Raw genomic sequence first — 18,571 nt, forward strand, 5'->3', positions numbered from 1 at the left:
GCCGCAGCGCGAGGGGCATGAGTAGGCGCATACTGAGGTCAATGACTAAGCCTGCTGCTCCCAAGCGTCATTTGCCTACCAGCCCCTTCAAGGCTCCGGTCGCCCCCGCTCCCAAGCACTTCGCCGTGGGTGACCAGGTCACGCACGACATGTACGGGCTCGGCCGGGTCATCGGCATGGAGGAAGGAATCGCGGCGCTCGTCGACTTCGGGTCGGCGCAGATGCGGATCCTGAGCCCCTACGCCAAGATGACCAAGCTGTAGGACCTCCGTGCCCGGTCAGGGCACGCCTGGCCCTCCCCTGGGCCAGTAACGGAAAAGAGACCTCTCATCGAACCGACTTCGTTGTTCTCCGCTGTGGAAGGGCAACCCGGCCGTTCCAGCGCGGCGTCGCCGCCTCCGGCGACCAACCCCTTCCAGGCCCCGGACTTCGGGGAAGACGACACCTTCCCGTTCGAGGACGTGACGGAGCAGCCCACCACCTCCGGGCGCCCGGCACGCCGCAGGGCCGCCTAGCTCCGCGAGAACCCGTCAGTTCCCGGACGTCTCCCCGCCCGCGCGGTCCGAGGCCGGCCAGATGTAGGGCAGGTCGTCCGGAACGCCCGGGAAGAGATCCGCGTAGGCGGAAGGGTCCTTGCGGACCAGGGCCGAGCGGTGACTCTCATGGAACGAGTCGTCGCCGAGCCAGGGCGGGAGTTCGCCGTCGGCGGCCAGTCGGTGCTGGTCGCGGATCGGGGCGTGCGGGCGGGTCGTCGCAAGATCGGCCACCAGCGTGGCCGCACAGGTGTCCTGGTGACCCTGTTCACGCCAGACGCGGCAGATCTCCAGGCCGTAGCGGACCAGCGCCTCCTCGTAGCCGAGCCACATCCTGACGGCCGGGTGGCGCCGCCACCCGTAGCCGGGGACCACCAGGCCGCGCAGGACCTGCAGCGCCTCGACGCGTTGTTTGCCGAGGCGACGGCGGTCCAGGGCCAGGGCCGTGGCGCGGAAGTCCGCGTAGGGCAGGAAGGTCTGCATGCCGTCGTCGGTGATCCTTACCGTGCGCCGGCGCGGGTGGAGCGCCGGCTGAGGGCCAGGGCCAGGCCGATCATGGCGATGCCCAGGACGAAGTGGAGCCAGTCGTCCGCGGTGTTGACCGGGATGAAGTTGGCGTCGCTGTCGTGGCCGACGAACAGGCCGTACACCCACAGCACCAGATAGACGGCGCCGCCGACCAGCAGATACGAGTACGCCCCGGCGGCCGTGCGGGACAGCGCCAGACCGGCGAGGCCGTAGGCCAGGTGCACCAGGTTGTGCAGGATCGAGACCTGGAACAGGCCGAAGAGTTCGGCGCCCGAGTCATGGGAGGCGAACTCCATCGAGTCGTAGTCGGTGGTGATGCCGGGGATGAAACCCAGCACGCCGACCAGCAGGAAGACGAGGCCGAACAGCAGGGCGGCCTGCTGGACGGGGCCGCGGACGGCACGGTGGGACGTGGGTGTGGTCATGGCCGGTGCCTCCTCACGGGCGGGACAGGGTCTGTTCCGCCCAGATGGTCTTGCCGGTGGCCCCCTGGCGGGTGCCCCAGCGCTCGGTCAGCTGTGCGACGAGGAGCAGGCCGCGGCCGCCCTCGTCATAGGTGCGGGCGCGCCGCAGGTGGGGAGCGGTGCTGCCGCCGTCGGAAACCTCGCAGATCAAGGACGTGTCGTGGATCAGACGCAGCTGGATCGGCGATTCGGCGTGCCGGATGGCGTTGGTGACCAGCTCGCTGACGACCAGTTCCGTGACGAACACGGCGTCGGAAAGACCCCACCGCTCCAGTTGCGCGACCACGCCCTTGCGGGTGTGCGCGACCGCGGACGGTTCGGCCGGCACCGCCCAGGTGGCGACCTGGTTCGCGTCGAGCGCGCGCGTACGGGCGATGAGCAGGGCCACGTCGTCGGCCGGGCGCCGCGGCAGCAGGGCGGTGAGGACCCTGTCGCACAGCGCGTCCAGTGAGTCCGCCGGGCGGGCCAGGGCCTCTCGCAGCCGGTGGACGCCGGTGTCGAGGTCCCCGTCGGCGGCCTCGATCAGGCCGTTGGTGTAGAGCGCGAGCAGGCTGCCCTCGGGGAGGACGACCTCGGTGGCCTCGTACGGCAGACCGCCCACGCCGAGCGGAGGCGCGGCCGGGAGCCCGACGAGGTCGACGGTGCCGTCGGGGCTCACCACCGCCGGTACCGGATGCCCGGCCCCGGCCAGGCAGCAGTGCCGCGACACCGGGTCGTAGACGGCGTACAGGCAGGTGTCCCCGACATCGCCCGACGACGTCCCGGTGGAGCCCGCCGTGCCCGGCTCACCGTCGTCCTCCTCGGTGTTCAGGCGGGCGACCAGGTCGTCGAGATGGGTCAGCAGCTCGTCGCACGGCAGGTCGATGTCGGCCAGCGTGCGGACCGCCGTGCGCAGCCGCCCCATGGTCGCCGACGCGTGCAGCCCGTGGCCGACCACGTCGCCGACGACCAGGGCCACCCGCGCCCCCGAGAGGGGGATGACGTCGAACCAGTCCCCGCCGACGCCGGCGTGCCCGCCCGCCGGGAGGTAGCGGGAGGCGACCTCGACGGCCGCCTGCCGGGGCAACCGCCGCGGCAGCAGGCTGCGCTGGAGCGTGACGGCCGTGGCGCGCTCGCGGGCGAAGCGGCGGGCGTTGTCGATGCTGACCGCGGCCCGGGCGGCCAGTTCACCTGCCAGGACCAGGTCGTCGTACCGGAAGATCTCCTGGTTGCGGTGCCGGACGAAGAAGGCGACGCCCAGTGTGGTGCCGCGGGCGGTCAGCGGCACGGTCATCACGGAGTGGACGCCGAACGCCCGGACCCGGGCGGCGCGGGCCGGCTCGCGGGCGAGCCAGGCGGCGAACGCCGGGTCGGTCACCTCGTGCAGGGCGGGCCGTCCGGTGCGCAGGCTCTCGTAGGGCAACGAGCCCGCCGGGTAGGAGTCCACCGCGCCGACCGCCACGGCCGACTCCGGGGCGCCGGGGGTCACGGACCGCAGTGCGGCCCGGCGCAGCAGCAGCGGCCCGTCCTCCGGGACCGCCCGCGCGGGCGGCTCCGGCGCGTCGTCCAGCGCGGCCAGCAGATCGACGCTGACGAAGTCGGCCAGGGCCGGGACGGTCACGTCCGCCAGCTCCTGGGCCGTGCGCGTCACGTCGAGCGTGCTGCCGATGCGCCGGCCGGCCTCGGCGATCATCTGGAGGCGCTTGCGGGCCCAGAACTGCTCCGTCATGTCGTGCGCCGACAGGCAGACGCCCTGGACGGTGCCCTCGTGGTCGCGCAGCGCCGACATGAAGACCGACCACGCGTGCTCATGGCTCTCGCCGGGGGCGCGCAGGTAGTTCTCCTCGTACTGCGGCTCGCCGGTCCGCAGCACCCGGGCCATGCCGCGTTCCGCCCGCAGCCCGGCGTCGTCGTCGATGATCTCGGACACGCGCAGGCCCCGCATCTCCTCCTCGGTGAGCGCCGTGGAGCGCTCCATGTCGGCGTTGGCCCGGCGCAGTCTGAGCCGGGTGTCGTAGATCGCCTGGGCGCAGCACGGGGACTGGGCGAAGCTCCAGCTCACGAGGGACTCGTCGAGGCCGGCCCGCGGCTGCCGGCCGGTCAGGGCCGAGACGATGAGCCAGGCCGGGGCGTCGGCGCCGGGCGGCCTGTGGTGGGCGAGGATCCCGACCGTCAGCTTCCTGCCGTCACGATGCCTCAGCGCGACGTCGCCGTTCCAGCGCGGCAGCCCGGCGAGGGTGGGCATACCACCGCGCACCGGGATCGGCTCGGCCAGCAGATCCGCGGCGCGGTGGCCGGTCACCTCCCCGGCCGAGTACCCGAGGAGCCGCTCGGCGCCCGCGTTCCAGCCGGTCACGATGCCGTGTTCGTCGACGGAGACCCGGGCCGTCAGGGACGCGCCGACGAGGGCATCGAAGGCCTCGGGCGCTTCTCCGAACGGCCGGATGCCCCGGCCGACGGTGACGGGCTGCTCCATGATCGGTCATCTCGCTCTCGGGAGAATCCAGCCGTAACCCCGTACTTGTGCGGATATGACCTGCTTAGACCTGCTTACCCCGATTAGGCCATGTCTCACCGTGACGCCCCCGCGAGAAGCGGAGTCTGCCGACGCCCGGCCCGGGTAACCGCTCCCCCATGGGTGAGATCCGCGTGGGCACGTGCTCCTGGACCGACCGGGCACTGGTCGCAAGCGGCTGGTATCCGGCGGGGCGGCGGGACGCCGAGGGACGGTTACGGCACTACGCCGATCGGTTCCCGGTCGTCGAGGTCGACGCCTCGTACTACGCGCTGCCGAGCGAGCGGAACAGCCGGCTGTGGGCCGAGCGGACACCGGACGGGTTCGTGTTCGATGTGAAGGCCTTCTCGCTGCTGACCGGGCATCCCACCCGGGAGGCGGTGATGCCGGACGGGCTGCCGGCCGAGCACCGGGACCCGGCGGTGCTCGACGAGGTGTGGACCCGGTTCGCGGCCGGGATCGCGCCACTGCGGGAGGCCGGGCGGCTCGCAAGCGTGCTGTTCCAGTTCCCGCCCTGGTTCCGGCCCGGGCGGCGGGCGGAGGCGTTCCTGCGGGAGTGCGCCGAGCGGACCGAAGGCTGGCCGCTCGCCGTCGAGTTCCGGCACCCCTCCTGGTGGGAGCCGGGACAGGACGAAGTGACGCGAGCCCTGCTGGCCGGGCACGGCATGGCCGCGGTCGCCGTCGACATGACGCAGACCCTGCCCTCCTCCGTCCCGCCCGTCACCCCGGTGACCTCGCCCCGGCTGTCCGTCGTCCGGTTCCACGGCCGCAGCGCCGCCTGGGGGACCGGCAGCAAGGAGGACCGGTTCCGGTACGCCTACGACGAGGAGGAACTCGCCGGGTGGCTGCCCCGCGTGCGCCGGCTGGCCGAACGGACCGAACAGGTCCACGTGCTGTTCAACAACTGCTGCGGCGACGCCGCCGTCAGCGCCGCCGAGACCATGACACGGCTCCTCGGCGACGACCCGTCGGCGGCGGTGCGGCTGCCTAGGGCTCGATCCGCACCCGACGCTCGACCGACACCTGGTCCACGTCCGACACCCGCACCGTCGTCTTCATCGTCCAGTCCCCGGCGAGCGGCAGGTTGACGGAGTTGGTGCTCCAGTAGCCGCCCCGGTCGGTGAGTTCGGCGTCGATGGGCCCGATCTTCCGGGAGGGCAGGGTGAAGGTGATGCGGAGCTCGGGGACGACGACCAGGCCCGTGTCGGAACCGTAGACCACCGCTTGGATGCCGTTCTCGCCGACGCGGGCCGGGTCCAGGGTGACGTGCACCGCGCCGCGGCCGGCCAGGGCCGCGGTGCCCGTGTCGAAGGGCACGGTCGTCTCGGTGGTGGGCGGGAGCGAACCCGCCGGGGCCTGCTCGGCCGCCTCGGCCTGGGCGCGACCCGGCAGGGTTCCCGTGAGCACGGTCGTGATCATCAGCACCACGGCGGCGACGGCGACCTCGACGAGCACGGAGCGACGCAGGCGGCGGCGTTGGTCGTCCCGGTCGGCGTCGGGCGCGGGGGGCTCCTCCGCCGCTCCACCGGGCCCCTCCGGCTCCCCGGGCTTCCCGGGCCCTTCCGGCTCCCCGGGTTCGCCGTGTTCCGCCGGTGCGCCGACGGGCTGCGGGACCCGGGCCGGTACGGCTGCCCGGACGGCCGCCGCCGGTGCCGCGAGCCGCTGCGTCCAGCGTCGCGAGTACCCGGCCACCAGCAACAGCACGGCCACCCCGGCCAGCTTGGCGAGCAGCAGCCGGCCGTACGACGTGTTCGTCAGCGCGAAGAGGGAGCCGAGGCCGCGCCAGGACTGGTAGAGGCCCGTGACGGCCAGGACGGTCACCGAGGCGAAGGCGATCCGCGAGAAGCGCGGCACGACCTCCGCCAGGTCGTCGGAGGCGCGGCGCAGGGTCAGCAGCAGCGCCACCAGGCCGCCGAGCCAGACACCGGTCGCCAGCAGGTGCAGTACGGACGACGTCATCGCCAGCGGCACCTGGATCCCGGCGGAGGCGTGCTCGGCCGCCGCCCAGGTCAGGGCCAGGGCGGCGGCCAGGGCGGTGCCGGTCGCCAGGGTGGCCGGCCCTCGTCGTTCACGGCGCCCGGCGAGCCGTACCAGGAAGACGGCGGTCAGCAGGAGGACGACCAGCCGGGCGAGCAGGGCCTCGCCGGGGCGGCCGGTGAGGGTGCGGCCCAGGGCGGAGGCGTCGAAGGCCGAGGCGGGGCCCGTGCCCGACTCGTAGGGGGCGCGCAGCAGGAGCAGGGCGGCCGTCGAGCCCAGCAGCGTCCACCAGGCCGCGGTCAGCGGCCGGCGCAGCGGGGAGGTGTCCGCGGGCCGGCACAGCAGCGCGAACGCCGCCATGCCGACGAGCAGCGCGGCGGCGAGGTAGGCGAGGTAGCGGGCGGCGTCGTGGAGGCCGCGGGTGAGCGGGTCCTCGGGCGGGCCCGTGTCGGCCTGGAAGGTGGTCGCGGAGCGTTTCCCCACGGAGAAGCTGAAGGCACCGGAGACGGGGTGGCTGTCGGCGGAGACGACCCGCCAGGCCACCGTGTAGGTGCCCTGGGCGAGCTTGCCGGGCAGACCGACCCGGGCCGTGTCGGAGCGGCCGTCGGCGTGCGTGGCCTCGCCGGTGTGGACCCGGCGCTGGTCGGGCCCGAAGACCCGGAAGGAGTCGTCGAGCAGGCCGACGGACTCGGTGAAGGTCAGGGTGACGTGGCGGGGGGCCTGCCGGAGGACCGAGCCGTCGTCGGGGTCGGTGGCGCGGAGGGCGGCGTGGGCGGATGCGGGGGCCGCCCCGGCGAGGAGCAGTACCAGCACGGCGCCGAGCAGCACCAGGGCCTGGCACCGCCGGGGGTGTCCGGCATCGCGATCCGCTTTCCGCCGTTGGTCCACGTGGTTCTCCGGGGTCGGGCTGGACGGCTCCGCGTTATGTACGGACGGGACCGGTGCGGCGCTCAACGGGGTGGGCGGGCGTGGCTAGGCGGAAGGCCTGCACAGTCCGGGGATCCTGTCCGCCGCTGCCGGGAATCGGGCCGTCAGTTCCGCCGCGTCGGCGTGTTCGTAGCCCTCGAACGTGAAGCCCGGGGCCATCGTGCAGCCGAACAGGGTCCATGAGCCGCCCTCGATCACCCTGCCGCCCATCCAGGTGCCCGCCGGGACCGTGAACTGGACGTGCTGGCCGTGGAGGATGTCCGGCCCGAGGACCACCGTCCGGATACCGCCGTCCGGGGCGAGCAGGAGGAGCTCCAGGGGATCACCCCGGTAGAAGTGCCAGATCTCGTCCGTGGGCAGGCGGTGGAGGGCGGAGAAGTCGTCCGCTGCCAGGAGCGCGACGATCGCCGTGCCCTCCGGTCTGCCGTCGGGGCGTTCGGGGCCGGCCCAGGTCTGGCGGAACAGGCCGCCCTCACGCGGGATCGGCTCGAGTCGGTAGTGGGCGATGAGGTCCTCTGGCGTCACCCGGGGAACAGTATCTCCCGGTCCAGGAAGGCGAGCTGGGCCTTCTTCTCCGGCAGGTACACGTCCGGGAGGTCGATCTCCGGCAGGACCACCACCGGCCCGAGGGTGAAGCCCGTCCTGAGGAAACGGGCGATCGCCTTCTCGTTGCGCACGTCCGGGTCGACCACGATCCGCCGGCGGTCCAGGCCGAGCAGGACGTATGCGGCGACGACCGACACGAGACGGGCCGTCCAGCCGGACTGTCCGCCGCCCGGACCGGCGGGGGCGAGGAGCAGGTGGACGCCGATGTCGCCGGGGCGGACGGCGTAGCACTCGCTGACGCGGTCGGCCTCCGGCTCGTAGGTCTGCAGGAGCGCGACCGGCTCGCCGTCCCGGACGACGAGGTGGGCGTGGTGGGTGTCGAGCGTGGCCATGTGGGCGTAGATCCCGGCGACCTGTTGTTCCGTCAGCTCGGTCATGCCCCAGAAGACGGCCCGTTCCTCGCTGACCCAGTGGTGGATCACGGGGGCGTCGGCGGCGGGGTCCAGCGGCAGCACGCGGACGGTGCCGAAGCCGTCGATCGGCTGCTCGTGGAGCGGCGTGCGGGAGGTGTACGGGTCAGACATCGGCTTCCTTCTCCAGCTGGGTCCAGTCGGTGACGACCGGGACGAGGTCTCCCCCGAGCCACAGGGGGAGCTGGTCGCGGTGGTGGGGCGAGCCGGGAACGCCCGAGGCGCCGAACGGAACCACCCAGCGGCTGTCCTCGCGCCGGGCCAGGTCCCAGACGTACCGGGCGGCCGGGCCCCTGGCGGCGCGATCGGTGAGGCCCGGCACGCCCGAGGTGCACAGCACGCAGTCGTGGTCGCCGGACAGCCCCGGTTCGTCGTAGGGCCGCTCAGGCTCCAGCGCCCGCCAGGGGGCGAGGCGGTGGGTGTCGCCCCAGACCCCGGCCGGGGGCCGTACGGCGACTTCCTCGATCGCCGCTCGGACGGCCGCCGGGCGGTCGATTCCGTACAGGTCCCCGGCCCGCAGCAGGTGTTCGAGGGCGAAGGCGACCCGGGGGACGAGGGCCAGCCAGGGCTGGAAGACGTCCGGGTACGCCGGTGGCGCGGTGAGCGGGGTGAACACCGGGTCCGCCGCGAGCCGCCGTACGACCGCCGCGCGCACGGCCGCGTAGAGGGCCGCGTCGGCGCTGCCGGCGTCCATGTGGCGGTCCCAGCCGAGGAGCCGGTCCCGGAGGGCGGCGGCCGCGGGTGTGAGGTCGTCGAGGGCGCCGAGGTGGTCCAGGAGGGAGGACGCGGAGGCCAGGTGGGTGTCCGTGTGGATCGCGGGCATGCCGGCGGCGGACCAGCGCTCCTTGCCGGCGAGCAGCGCGGCGATGCGGTCGGCGCGATGCGGCGGGGCGAACTCGACGCCGAGGGGCCCGGACGGGCCCCGCTGGTTGGCCATGACGGCGACGCCGTCGGTGAGCCCGGCGCGGGGCGTCTCGTGCCAGCCCCGCCACTCGTGACCGGGCTCCCAGGCGGGCACCACGCGCAGCGAGTTGGTTACGGCGCGCCGCGGCACCCGCCCGGCCACGCGGTGCAGGACACCGCCCTCGGTGTCGGCGGCCTGGACGACGTTGACCGGCTCGGCCCAGCGGTCGAAGGCCCGGTCCACGTCGGCGACCCGGCGGGCCCGCAGCAGCGGCAGCAGCGCGCCGAAGCCGAGGTCCGCGGTGACGCGGGGCGGGTAGCGCAGGCTGATCGCCACGGGCCCGCCGGAGGGATCGGCCGGGTCGCCGTCCAGGCCCTCGGGTCCGCCGATGATCACCGGGCCCCGGGCGGTCTCGATCACCTCGACCTCGACCGGCTCCTCACCCGCCACCTCGACGGTCTCGGTGTGCCGGGCCGCTCGCCGCCAGACCCCGTCCGGGCCGAGGGCCTCCACACCGGCGCCGGTGCGCCGCAGCCGTTCCCGGTAGAGGTCCTGGTAGTCGGCCATGGCGTTGGTGATGGCCCAGGCGACCGTGCCGGTGTGCCCGAAGTGGGCGATGCCGGGCACGCCGGGGACGGCCAGGCCCACGACGTCGAACTCCGGGCAGGACAGATGGATCTGCTGGTAGACGCCCGGGTCCTCGATCCAGCGGTGGGGGTCGCCGGCGATGACCGCCTGCCCGGTGACCGTCCGCTCGCCGCTGACCAGCCAGCCGTTGCTGCCGGAGGTGCCGGGGCCGTCGGTGGCGAAGAGGCCGATGGCGTCCGTGCCCAGGTGGGCGGCAACCTGCTCGCGCCAGAGCTTGGCCGGGAACCCGGCGAAGAGGATGTGCGTGGCGAGCCAGACGCCGAGGGGGGTCCAGGGTTCCCAGCGGCCCGGGGTGAGGCCGGTGCGGGCGAACTCGGGGGCGGTGCCGCCGGCGAGCCCTTCGTTGACCCCGTCGACGTACGCGCGCACCCACCGCGCCGTCTCGGGGTCCTCCCTCTCCAGTTCCGCGAAGCAGCGTCTCGCGGTGTCGTCGACTCTGGCCCGTCTCGCGAACCGGTCCCAGGCCAGGGCGCTTTTGCCGAGGAAGGACGCCGAGGTGCCCTGCGCCCGGTGGCGCTCGATCTCCAGCTGCCAGGCCCGGTCCCGGGCGGTGACGAGGCCCTGCGCGTGGGCGAGTCCGGCCGTGCTGCCGGCGCGCAGATGCGGAATGCCCCAGGCATCACGGTAGATCTCGGTGGCCACGCGTGCCCCTTCTTTCCTTTAGGTTAGCCTTGCCTAAGTCAACGTGGCGGAATAGTACGTGAAGGGTGAGGGCGCGATGGGGCAGGGGCGGGGTTGGGAGGGCGCGGTCCTCAAACTGCTGCGCGGCAAGGACTTCGAGTTCACGGTCACGGACGTCGAGGACGTCACCCCGCACTACCGGCGGCTGCGCTGCACCGACGGCGGTCTGCTGGCCGCGACCGGAGTGCACCCCACCATGTGGGTACGGCTGTGGTTCGACAACGCGGGCAAGCCGCACCAGCGCGCCTACACGCTGGTCGACCCGGACGCCGGGGCCGGCACCTTCGCCCTGGAGTTCGCCCTGCACGAGGGGTGCGCCAGCGACTGGGCCAGGTCGGCGAAGCCGGGCGACACCATCGAGGCCACCGTCCAGGGCACCGGCTTCGAGCACCCGGACCCCGCCCCCTCGCACGTCTTCGCCGTCGGCGACCCGGCCTCGCTCCCGGCCCTCAACTCGCTCCTGGACGCCCTGGGTCCCGCCCCGGCCACCGTCTGGTTCGAGGGCGGCGACGACGACCTGCCGTACCGCACCGATCCGGCCCGGCACGAGCTGCGCAGGGTGCCGCGCCAGGACGGTGGCGCCCACCTCGTCGACCGGGTGAAGTCGGACCTGCCCGGCCTGCTCCGGGGCAGCTCCGACCCGTACGTGTGGATCGCCTGCGACACCGCGACGACCCGGACGCTCGCGGCGTACGTCCGCAAGGAACTGGGCCTGTCCAAGCAGCGGGTGCACGCGCTGGGCTACTGGCGGGCGACCTGAGCAGCGCAAGGACCCGCCCCGGGGGATGATCGGGGCATGGACGTCACCCTTCACCTCGCCCAGGATCCCGAGGCCGACGCGCTGCTCGGCCGCAGCCCGCTCGCCGCGCTGGTCGGCATGCTGCTGGACCAGCAGGTTCCGATGGAGTGGGCGTTCAAGGGCCCGGCCACGATCGCCCAGCGGCTCGGTGGCGACGACCTGGACGCGCACGAGATCGCCGCCCACGAGCCGGAGGCCTTCGCCGCGCTGCTCTCCCGCAAACCGGCGGTGCACCGCTACCCGGGCTCCATGGCCAAGCGGATCCAGCAGCTGTGCCAGTACCTCGTCGAGCACTACGACGGTGACGCCGAGGCCGTCTGGAAGGACGTCGGCACCGGCACGGAACTGCTGAAGCGACTCACGCAACTGCCCGGCTTCGGCAAACAGAAGGCCCAGATCTTCCTCGCCCTGCTCGGCAAACAGCTCGGCGTACGGCCGACGGGGTGGCGAGAGGCGGCGGGCTCCTACGGCGACCCGGACTCCTTCCGCTCGGTCGCCGACATCACCGGCCCGGAGTCGCTGGTGAAGGTGAGAGCACACAAGCAGGAGATGAAGGCGGCGGCAAAGGCGGCGAAGACCTCCGGCGCGTAGGGCCTGTCGTCCACCTGGCCCGCCCGGGTGGCGCGCCCCTCCGGCCGGACCCGAGCATGAACCATGTCCGAGCCACCGAGCGGCTCCCCCCGGGGCCGGGAGCACGACACCGACCCCGACCGCGCGCCCGAGGGCCCGATACCCCCTGGCCGGCAGGGCCGCGAGCAGTACGGACGGCCCCCTCACCCGCCATCCGGGCCGCCCGCCCCCTGGCCGCTCGATCCTCACCCGCCATCCGGGCCGCCCGCCCCCTGGCCGCTCGATCCGCAAGCCCCCCGCGACCCCGGCCCCGGCGAACAACCCGGCCGGGCCGCACCGCCCGGCCCGCAGGACACCTGGCCGCCCGACCCGCACGGCCCGCAGCCCTCATCACCCCGTGAGCCGCACGCTCTCACCCCGCCCCCGGAGAACCACCGGCCGGAGCCACCGGGACCGTCACGGCCGCGCGCCGCGGGGACCGGCATACCCCGAGCGGGCGGATCTCGCGGACGGCGCGATGAACGGCCCGCGCACGGCGGAGACGACCCCCCGTGACCTCCGCCCCGCAGCCGGTCCCCCGCGGCCCGCGCCGGAACACCTGGCCGCGGGTGCTCGTCCTGCTGCTCGCGCTGCTCGTGCCGGGCACCCACGCCGAGGCCCACGCGGGGCCGACGGCCACCGTCTCCGGGGAGAGCACCACCGTCGAGTGCGACGTCCTCGACTCCGCCCTGCGCCCACCGGCCAGAGGCTCCCGCCGCACCGCCGTCCTGCTGAGCCCCGCCCCGCTCCGGGCCCCCGGGTCCGCGCACACCGCACACCCCTCCGCCCTCGTACCGCCGAGCCCGCCGAGCCCGCCGAGCCCGCTGTACGACCCTCGCCCCCTGCGTTGCGAGGTCCTGCGCTGCTGACCCGGCCGGCAGCCCGCACGGAACAGGAACGACGAGGATCGACGAGGAACAGCCATGCTTCAAGACCCGTACGCGGTCCTGCGCGCCCTGGTGCGCGCGGAGGCCGCCCGCAGCGCCCCCCGGCCGCCCCGCTCCGAACCGTCCCGGTCCGAGCCGGACACGCGGAAGCAGCGGCCCACGGGGGAAGGGGAACGCGGCTGACCCGAGACGCGACGGCGGAGGCGGCCCGGCGAGCGCCTCCGCCGCCCCGAACGCCTCGCCGCCCCGGACGCCTCACCCCCGAACGCCTCGCCGCCCCTGACCCTCGCCTCCCGGACGCCTCACCCCCGAACGCCTCGCCGTCCCTGACCCTCGCCGCCCCGGACGACGAGCGCGTGATCTCCCGCTCGATCCGCGTCCCATCGACCGGGCCGACGGTGTCCCGAGGGTGTGCTGGACGCGACGGCCGAGCTGGGCGAGGACTTCGGCGGGTACGTCCTTCAGGGTCCGCGTGACGAAGAAGACGCGGACTCCTTTCGAGCGAATCAGGACGTGCCGGACCTCCCGGACGGCCGGCCGGGGAAGGCGCAGCCGGAGGCGAGCCGCAGGGCCTCCCGCGGAAGGGCGGCGGTGTGGGCGGACACCTCCGGGGCGGGAGGTTCCCGGTTCGTACCGCCTTGTGCTGTTTTTTTCAGCACCGCACAACGGCGCCGAGGCTGCGCCCGGAAGGTCTTGACCGGTAGGCTTTCCGTGTGATCTTCAAGCGCATCGGAAACGGCCGGCCGTACCCCGACCACGGCCGGGAAAGCACCCGGCAGTGGGCGGACGTCGCGCCGCGCCCGGTCCGCCTCGATCAGCTCGTGACGACCAAGGGTCAGCTCGATCTGGAAACACTGCTCGCCGAGGACTCCACGTTCTACGGTGACCTGTTCGCGCACGTCGTGAAGTGGCAAGGCGACCTGTACCTGGAGGACGGACTGCACCGCGCGGTGCGGGCGGCCCTCCAGCAGCGCCAGGTGCTGCACGCGCGCGTGCTCGAACTCGACTGATCCCCGCCGGTCGCGGGTTGACCCTTTCGGGTTCCGCTGGGCGACGTCGAATGATCATCTAGTAGGCATCGTCGCCCGGGCGCACTACGCTGCGCTCATGAGCATGCTGACTCCCCCCGGCATGGGCGGCAAGTACCGCATCACGGGCAACACCTACCCCAAGATGCGCCGGCCCCGGCGGCGCGGCAGGCTCGTCGTCCTGACCGTCGCGTCCGTCGTCGTCCTCGGCGTGGGCGGGTGGGGCACGCTGCAGCTCATCGACGTCTTCACCGGCGGCGGCAAGAAGGCTTCGGCGGCCGGTGACGGGACGGACTGCGGCATCGAGACCAAGGCGAGTGCCTCGCCCAGCGCCAAGCCCCTGCCCGAGCCGCGCACGATCACCGTCAACGTACTCAACGCCACCACCCGCGGCGGCCTGGCGAAGAAGACCGCCGACGAGCTCGAGAAGCGCGGCTTCAAGATCGGCGACGTGGGCAACGCGACCAAGGAGTACGACAAGAAGGTCAAGGGCACCGGGCTGCTGCTCGGCCCGGCCGCCGCGCTCGACACCACGCTGCCCGTGCTCGGCACCCAGCTCCCGGGCGCCGAACGACGGACCGAGGCCGCCCGCAAGGGCGCTGCCGTCGACCTCGTCATCGGCGACGCCTTCAAGGAGCTGGCGAAACAGCGCGACGCCGACCGGGCGCTGACCAAGCTGGCCAGGCCCGAGCCGGCGCCGACGTCCAAGAAGGGCTGCTGAGCGTTCCCGAGGGCGTGCCCGCGGGCCCCGGGGGTCCTACTCGGCAGATCCGTACATCCGGTCCCCCGCGTCTCCGAGGCCCGGCACGATGTAGCCGTGCTCGTTGAGCCGCTCGTCGACCGAAGCGGTCACGACCGTCACCGGCGTACCCGCCAGCTCGCGCTCCATGATCTCGACGCCCTCGGGGGCCGCCAGCAGCACCACGGCGGTCACGTCGTCGGCGCCGCGCCGGATCAGCTCCCGGATCGCCGCCACCAGCGTGCCGCCGGTGGCGAGCATCGGGTCGAGCACGTACACCTGACGCCCCGACAGGTCCTCGGGCATGCGCGTCGCGTACGTGGAGGCCTGGAGCGTCTCCTCGTTGCGGATCATGCCGAGGAAGCCCACCTCGGCGGTCGGCAGCAGCCGGACCATGCCGTCCAGCATGCCGAGCCCGGCCCGCAGGATCGGCACCACCAGCGGCCGCGGGTGGGACAGCTTGACGCCCGTGGTCCGCGCGACCGGCGTCTGGATGTCGACCTGTTCGGTGCGCACGTCACGCGTGGCCTCGTAGGCGAGCAGGGTGACCAGCTCGTCGGCGAGGCGGCGGAAGGTCGCGGAGTCGGTGCGCTGGTCGCGCAGCGTGGTGAGTTTGTGGGCGACCAGAGGGTGGTCGACGACGTGGAGACGCATGTCCACAACAGTAACCGGGCGGGATCCACCGGACCGCACGGCAAGCCCGTCGTACGGCTGCACGCGATCGCCGGCGTCAAACCGCCCGTCCGGGGGAACGTGGGAAGGACGAGTGGGGATGGTGAACCTGATGCCCGACCGGAAATTCCGAGACGATCCGTCGCCGCGCGCATGGCCGGGGACGAACCCGGAGCCCGACCGCGCGGACGGGGCCGAGGAGTCCGACGCCGAGCGCCGCCGGCGTCGCGCCCGGTTCCTGCGCGACCTGGCCGAGGCCCGGGAGCTGCGCGACCGTGTCCAGCCGCGCCGCGCCAAGACGGCCCGGCTGCGCCACGCGATGCGCATGCGCACGTTCCGCTGGTAGGAAACGGGTGTGGAAACCTCCGGCGAAGATCACGAACCGCGCGGAGGTTCTCGCGGTCGACCGTGCGTGGAGCGGGGCAAAGCCGCGTACGATCCGCAGGTGGCGGCAACGGGCGTGCGAACAGAACTGCCGGACACAGGGAGCCGAAGACGTCCCCTGAACGCCTTGTTTCTGCCACGATTCCGAGTGGGTGGGGCTCGGACGAGCACTCCCCGCCCGTAACCTCCGCCGGGGGGACCCCCAACCGGCACGCCTAAGACCAGTGGGAGAGTCACGGTGTACTTCGCCGCACTGCTCGCGCGCACCGAAGACGGGTGGGAAGCGAGCGACACAGAGCTCGACGATGTGGAAACCCTGTCGGATCTGGCCGACCTCGCCCGTGAAGCCTCCCCCGACGAGGACACGGTGCTCGTGCTCATCGAGCAGGAGGACGCCTGGTTCGGCGTCGTCCGCGTGGACGGCGAGGAAGACCCTCGTATCTACGTCTCGGACGCCGCCGCCGCTGCGCGCAGCAGCTACGGCGAGATCCTGCTCACCGACGAGCTGCTCGGCCGCGATCCGGACGACGGGGACGTCCTCGACGCCCTCGACCTCGACGGCACCGAGGACGGTGATTCCGACGACGAGGACGAGGACGAGGACGATACCGACGACGACGCCGGGCCCGCCGCCTCCGCCGAGGCCGTGCCGCACGGCCCGGTCGGCGACGCCCTGATCCTGGACGACCTCGGCGTGAGCGAGAAGGAGCTGCGCTCACTGGCGACGGACGCCGTCAACGAGATCGCCGAGTCCCTGGGCGCCTCGGAGACCCTGGAGACCGTCCGCTGACCGGTCCTGCCACCCCGGCACCGCCGGATCCCGTCCGGGACCCCTGGCGGCCCGCGATGCGACTCGCCCTGGACGAGGCCGCCGAGGCCGTCCGGGGCGGGGACGTCCCCGTCGGCGCCCTCGTCCTGGCCCCGGACGGCACGACCGTGCTCGCGGCCGGGCACAACGAACGCGAGGCCGACGGCGATCCGACGGCCCACGCGGAGGTCCTCGCCCTGCGGCGGGCCGCGGCCGCGCTCGGCGAATGGCGGCTCGCCGGCTGCACCCTCGTGGTGACGCTGGAGCCCTGCACGATGTGCGCGGGCGCGATCCAGCAGTCCCGCGTCGACCGGCTCGTCTACGGCGCCCGCGACGAGAAGGCCGGCGCGGCCGGCTCCCTGTGGGATCTCGTGCGGGACCGGCGGCTCAACCACCGGCCCGAGGTGATCGGGGGAGTGCTCGCCGAGCAGTGCGCCGAGCTGCTCACCGAGTTCTTCCGCGGGCGCTGAATTCCGATTTCGAAGCACGCGGCACCTTGCTGTAAGGTCTCCCTCGGTAGCGTGTCCGAGCGGCCGAAGGAGCTCGCCTCGAAAGCGAGTGTGGCGCAAGTCACCGAGGGTTCAAATCCCTCCGCTACCGCTTGAGAAGGGCCCCGTCGTCAGACGGGGCCCTTCGTGCGTCGGCCCCTTCGCGTGATCAACCCTTCGTGCGATCATGTGCGCTGCATGGGACACCAGTGACAGGGGAGGCCGCGATGGCGGTGAACGCGAAGAAGGTCGCCGTCTACGCCCTCGTGGTCTTCGCGCTGTACGTGATCATCACGGACCCGAGGACGGCGGCCGACTACGTACTCATAGGGTTCCAGGGCATTTCGGACGCCGCCGGGGCCCTCGGCGACTTCGCCACGTGGGTCGCCAAGGGAGGAAAGTGATGATCCGCCACCTGGTGCTCTTCAAGCTCAACGAGGGCGTCGAGCGTGCGGCCCCCCGGGTCGTGAAGGGCGTCGAGGCCTTCCGCGCGCTCGAGCGCACGATCCCCGAGATCCGCTTCTGGGAACTCGGCTGGAACGTCAGCGACCGCCCCATCGCGTACGACTTCGCCATCAACTCGGCCTTCGACGACGCGGACGCGCTGCGGAGGTACGTGGAGCACCCCGACCACCAGGCGGGTGTCGCGCTGTGGCGGGAGTTCGCCACGTGGGTGATCGCGGACTACGAGTTCTGAGACCGGCCGCTTCGAGCCCCCTGTCGCCATGACAGGGGGCCCTTCTGTTGCGTGAGTTGATTTATGCGGCTTTCATTCCTCAACACGTAGTTATGGGGTGCTTGCACATACTGCACATGTCTTGTGATGCTATGACCGCTTTTGATGGAAGAGTCGACGGGTGAGTTGACGATGACGAGGTGGAGTTGACCGTGCTGGCCAGTACCGCACCTCAGGCACCGTCCCCCCAGGCGCCGTCCCCTCAGCCACCGTCGCCCCAGGCGCCATCCCCTCAGCCACCGTCCCCCCAGGCGCCGTCCCCTCAGCCACCGCCATCCCAGGCCGCACCCGCCCAGGCCGCACCCGTGCAGACGGCGCCCGCCCAAGCAACGGCCACGGAGCCCGCTCCGGCCGCTCAGGCCGCTCAGACCGCTCCCCGGCGGAGCAGTCGTGGGGCCGACACCCGGGCGCTCACCCAGGTCCTCTTCGCACAGCTCAAGGACCTCCAGCCGGGCACCCCGGAGCACGACCGCGTGCGCGGGGCGCTCATCGAGGCGAACCTCCCGCTCGTGCGCTACGCGGCCGCCCGGTTCCGCTCCCGCAACGAGCCGATGGAGGACGTCGTCCAGGTCGGCACGATCGGGCTCATCAACGCCATCGACCGCTTCGACCCGGAACGGGGCGTGCAGTTCCCGACCTTCGCCATGCCCACGGTCATCGGCGAGATCAAGCGGTACTTCCGCGACAACGTCCGCACGGTCCATGTGCCGCGTCGGCTGCACGAACTGTGGGTGCAGGTCAACAGTGCGACGGAGGACTTGACGACCGCCTTCGGCCGGACCCCGACGACCGCGGAGATCGCCGAGCGGCTGCGCATCACCGAGGACGAGGTGCTGTCCTGCATCGAGGCCGGACGGTCGTACCACGCGACCTCCCTGGAGGCCGCGCAGGAGGGCGACGGGCTGCCGGGGCTGCTGGACCGGCTCGGCTACGAGGATCCCGCGCTGGACGGCGTGGAGCACCGCGACCTCGTACGGCACCTGCTCGTCCAGCTGCCCGAGCGGGAGCAGCGGATCCTGCTGCTGCGGTACTACAGCAATCTCACGCAGTCTCAGATCAGCGCGGAGCTCGGCGTCTCGCAGATGCATGTGTCGCGGCTACTCGCGCGTAGCTTCCAGCGGTTGCGGTCTGCGAACCGCATCGACGCGTAACCGCAAACGTTAGCGAGAGGTCACCGTGGGGAGGGAATCGCTCACCAGGGCGCTTTCCGGTAGTTGAGAGCCGAAAGGCCGTCAGACCCTGTGTTTGC

At 72.9% G+C, this 18,571-nt stretch carries 22 protein-coding genes, 1 tRNA gene and 1 pseudogene; 15 read left to right on the forward strand and 9 right to left on the reverse strand.

What is annotated here, in order from left to right; all coding sequences use genetic code 11:
- Window positions 1-41: 41 nt before the first annotated feature.
- Window positions 42-263, forward strand: coding sequence for a hypothetical protein (locus ACIQHQ_RS17190; RefSeq protein ID WP_283974158.1), 222 nt, complete (start codon window positions 42-44; stop codon window positions 261-263).
- A gap of 267 nt (window positions 264-530) precedes the next feature.
- Here the strand turns inward: ACIQHQ_RS17190 and ACIQHQ_RS17195 are convergent, their stop codons facing one another.
- From ACIQHQ_RS17195 to ACIQHQ_RS17205, 3 genes are read right to left on the reverse strand one after another with little or no spacing between them, the layout of a single operon-like run.
- Window positions 531-1,016, reverse strand: a complete 486-nt coding sequence (locus tag ACIQHQ_RS17195) for an MSMEG_6728 family protein (RefSeq protein WP_402612749.1) — start codon at window positions 1,014-1,016, stop codon at window positions 531-533.
- A gap of 17 nt (window positions 1,017-1,033) precedes the next feature.
- Window positions 1,034-1,486: a DUF4383 domain-containing protein gene (locus tag ACIQHQ_RS17200; protein WP_402612750.1), complete on the reverse strand. Its 453-nt coding sequence runs from the start codon at window positions 1,484-1,486 to the stop codon at window positions 1,034-1,036.
- Window positions 1,487-1,499: 13 nt separating this feature from the next.
- Window positions 1,500-3,980 carry a SpoIIE family protein phosphatase gene (locus tag ACIQHQ_RS17205; RefSeq protein WP_402612751.1) on the reverse strand — a complete coding sequence of 827 codons (2,481 nt, stop codon included), beginning with the start codon at window positions 3,978-3,980 and terminating at the stop codon, window positions 1,500-1,502.
- Window positions 3,981-4,138: 158 nt separating this feature from the next.
- Between ACIQHQ_RS17205 and ACIQHQ_RS17210 the strand changes: the two genes are divergently transcribed.
- Entirely contained in the window at window positions 4,139-5,107 is a 969-nt protein-coding gene (locus ACIQHQ_RS17210) for a DUF72 domain-containing protein (RefSeq protein WP_402612752.1), read from the forward strand.
- On the opposite strand, the gene ACIQHQ_RS17215 is transcribed toward ACIQHQ_RS17210, so the two are convergent.
- The 4 genes from ACIQHQ_RS17215 to ACIQHQ_RS17230 all read right to left on the reverse strand — a co-directional run bounded on the left by ACIQHQ_RS17215 (window position 5,007) and on the right by ACIQHQ_RS17230 (window position 10,133).
- Entirely contained in the window at window positions 5,007-6,824 is a 1,818-nt protein-coding gene (locus ACIQHQ_RS17215; RefSeq protein WP_402613061.1) for a copper resistance protein CopC, read from the reverse strand. The two genes, ACIQHQ_RS17210 and ACIQHQ_RS17215, sit on opposite strands and share 101 nt — an antisense overlap.
- Before the next feature lie 144 nt (window positions 6,825-6,968).
- Window positions 6,969-7,448 (reverse strand): cupin domain-containing protein, encoded by a 480-nt coding sequence (locus ACIQHQ_RS17220; protein WP_402612753.1) that lies wholly within the window; start codon window positions 7,446-7,448, stop codon window positions 6,969-6,971.
- Entirely contained in the window at window positions 7,445-8,053 is a 609-nt protein-coding gene (locus ACIQHQ_RS17225; protein WP_402612754.1) for a GNAT family N-acetyltransferase, read from the reverse strand. The genes ACIQHQ_RS17220 and ACIQHQ_RS17225 overlap by 4 nt, the downstream gene beginning before the upstream one ends.
- Complete coding sequence (locus ACIQHQ_RS17230) at window positions 8,046-10,133, reverse strand: penicillin acylase family protein (protein ID WP_402612755.1); 2,088 nt, start codon at window positions 10,131-10,133, stop codon at window positions 8,046-8,048. Before ACIQHQ_RS17230 ends, ACIQHQ_RS17225 begins: the two co-directional genes overlap by 8 nt.
- A 76-nt stretch (window positions 10,134-10,209) precedes the next feature.
- On the opposite strand from ACIQHQ_RS17230, the gene ACIQHQ_RS17235 reads away from it, so the two are divergent.
- The 4 genes from ACIQHQ_RS17235 (at window position 10,210) to ACIQHQ_RS17250 (ending at window position 12,650) form a co-directional block, all read left to right on the forward strand.
- Window positions 10,210-10,932 (forward strand): siderophore-interacting protein, encoded by a 723-nt coding sequence (locus ACIQHQ_RS17235; protein ID WP_402613062.1) that lies wholly within the window; start codon window positions 10,210-10,212, stop codon window positions 10,930-10,932.
- Window positions 10,933-10,968: 36 nt separating this feature from the next.
- The gene (locus ACIQHQ_RS17240) at window positions 10,969-11,562 is read left to right on the forward strand and encodes an HhH-GPD-type base excision DNA repair protein (RefSeq protein ID WP_402612756.1); all 594 of its coding nucleotides are present in this window, start codon (window positions 10,969-10,971) and stop codon (window positions 11,560-11,562) included.
- Window positions 11,563-12,092: 530 nt separating this feature from the next.
- Window positions 12,093-12,449: a hypothetical protein gene (locus tag ACIQHQ_RS17245; RefSeq protein ID WP_402612757.1), complete on the forward strand. Its 357-nt coding sequence runs from the start codon at window positions 12,093-12,095 to the stop codon at window positions 12,447-12,449.
- A 54-nt stretch (window positions 12,450-12,503) separates the two neighbouring features.
- Window positions 12,504-12,650: a hypothetical protein gene (locus tag ACIQHQ_RS17250; RefSeq protein WP_402612758.1), complete on the forward strand. Its 147-nt coding sequence runs from the start codon at window positions 12,504-12,506 to the stop codon at window positions 12,648-12,650.
- Between the two features lie 222 nt (window positions 12,651-12,872).
- On the opposite strand, the pseudogene ACIQHQ_RS17255 reads toward ACIQHQ_RS17250, so the two are convergent.
- A pseudogene (locus tag ACIQHQ_RS17255) lies at window positions 12,873-12,977 on the reverse strand (helicase HerA-like domain-containing protein); the annotation flags it as partial.
- 203 nt (window positions 12,978-13,180) lie between these two features.
- On the opposite strand from ACIQHQ_RS17255, the gene ACIQHQ_RS17260 reads away from it, so the two are divergent.
- Both ACIQHQ_RS17260 and ACIQHQ_RS17265 read left to right on the forward strand, forming a co-directional pair.
- On the forward strand, window positions 13,181-13,477 hold the full coding sequence (locus tag ACIQHQ_RS17260) for a type II toxin-antitoxin system VapB family antitoxin (protein ID WP_003999914.1): 297 nt from the start codon (window positions 13,181-13,183) through the stop codon (window positions 13,475-13,477).
- A 121-nt stretch (window positions 13,478-13,598) separates the two neighbouring features.
- Window positions 13,599-14,216, forward strand: coding sequence for a LytR C-terminal domain-containing protein (locus ACIQHQ_RS17265; RefSeq protein WP_402613063.1), 618 nt, complete (start codon window positions 13,599-13,601; stop codon window positions 14,214-14,216).
- Between the two features lie 36 nt (window positions 14,217-14,252).
- Here the strand turns inward: ACIQHQ_RS17265 and upp are convergent, their stop codons facing one another.
- Window positions 14,253-14,888, reverse strand: coding sequence for a uracil phosphoribosyltransferase (gene upp, locus ACIQHQ_RS17270; RefSeq protein WP_283972326.1), 636 nt, complete (start codon window positions 14,886-14,888; stop codon window positions 14,253-14,255).
- Window positions 14,889-15,018: 130 nt separating this feature from the next.
- Between upp and ACIQHQ_RS17275 the strand changes: the two genes are divergently transcribed.
- From ACIQHQ_RS17275 to ACIQHQ_RS17305, 7 genes are all read left to right on the forward strand, one after another.
- Window positions 15,019-15,252 (forward strand): hypothetical protein, encoded by a 234-nt coding sequence (locus tag ACIQHQ_RS17275; RefSeq protein ID WP_402612759.1) that lies wholly within the window; start codon window positions 15,019-15,021, stop codon window positions 15,250-15,252.
- 276 nt (window positions 15,253-15,528) lie between these two features.
- Window positions 15,529-16,080: a hypothetical protein gene (locus tag ACIQHQ_RS17280; RefSeq protein ID WP_402612760.1), complete on the forward strand. Its 552-nt coding sequence runs from the start codon at window positions 15,529-15,531 to the stop codon at window positions 16,078-16,080.
- Window positions 16,081-16,136: 56 nt separating this feature from the next.
- Window positions 16,137-16,568, forward strand: coding sequence for a tRNA adenosine(34) deaminase TadA (gene tadA, locus ACIQHQ_RS17285; RefSeq protein WP_402612761.1), 432 nt, complete (start codon window positions 16,137-16,139; stop codon window positions 16,566-16,568).
- 45 nt (window positions 16,569-16,613) lie between these two features.
- Window positions 16,614-16,698: transfer RNA gene (locus ACIQHQ_RS17290), tRNA-Ser, on the forward strand.
- A 115-nt stretch (window positions 16,699-16,813) separates the two neighbouring features.
- Entirely contained in the window at window positions 16,814-16,990 is a 177-nt protein-coding gene (locus tag ACIQHQ_RS17295) for a hypothetical protein (protein WP_202510481.1), read from the forward strand.
- Window positions 16,990-17,283, forward strand: coding sequence for a Dabb family protein (locus ACIQHQ_RS17300; RefSeq protein ID WP_402612762.1), 294 nt, complete (start codon window positions 16,990-16,992; stop codon window positions 17,281-17,283). Before ACIQHQ_RS17295 ends, ACIQHQ_RS17300 begins: the two co-directional genes overlap by 1 nt.
- Window positions 17,284-17,627: 344 nt before the next feature.
- Window positions 17,628-18,473, forward strand: a complete 846-nt coding sequence (locus ACIQHQ_RS17305; protein ID WP_402612763.1) for an RNA polymerase sigma factor SigF — start codon at window positions 17,628-17,630, stop codon at window positions 18,471-18,473.
- Window positions 18,474-18,571 lie beyond the last annotated feature (98 nt).

It is taken from the genome of Streptomyces sp. NPDC092370, from assembly GCF_044755265.1.
Lineage (GTDB): Bacteria > Actinomycetota > Actinomycetes > Streptomycetales > Streptomycetaceae > Streptomyces.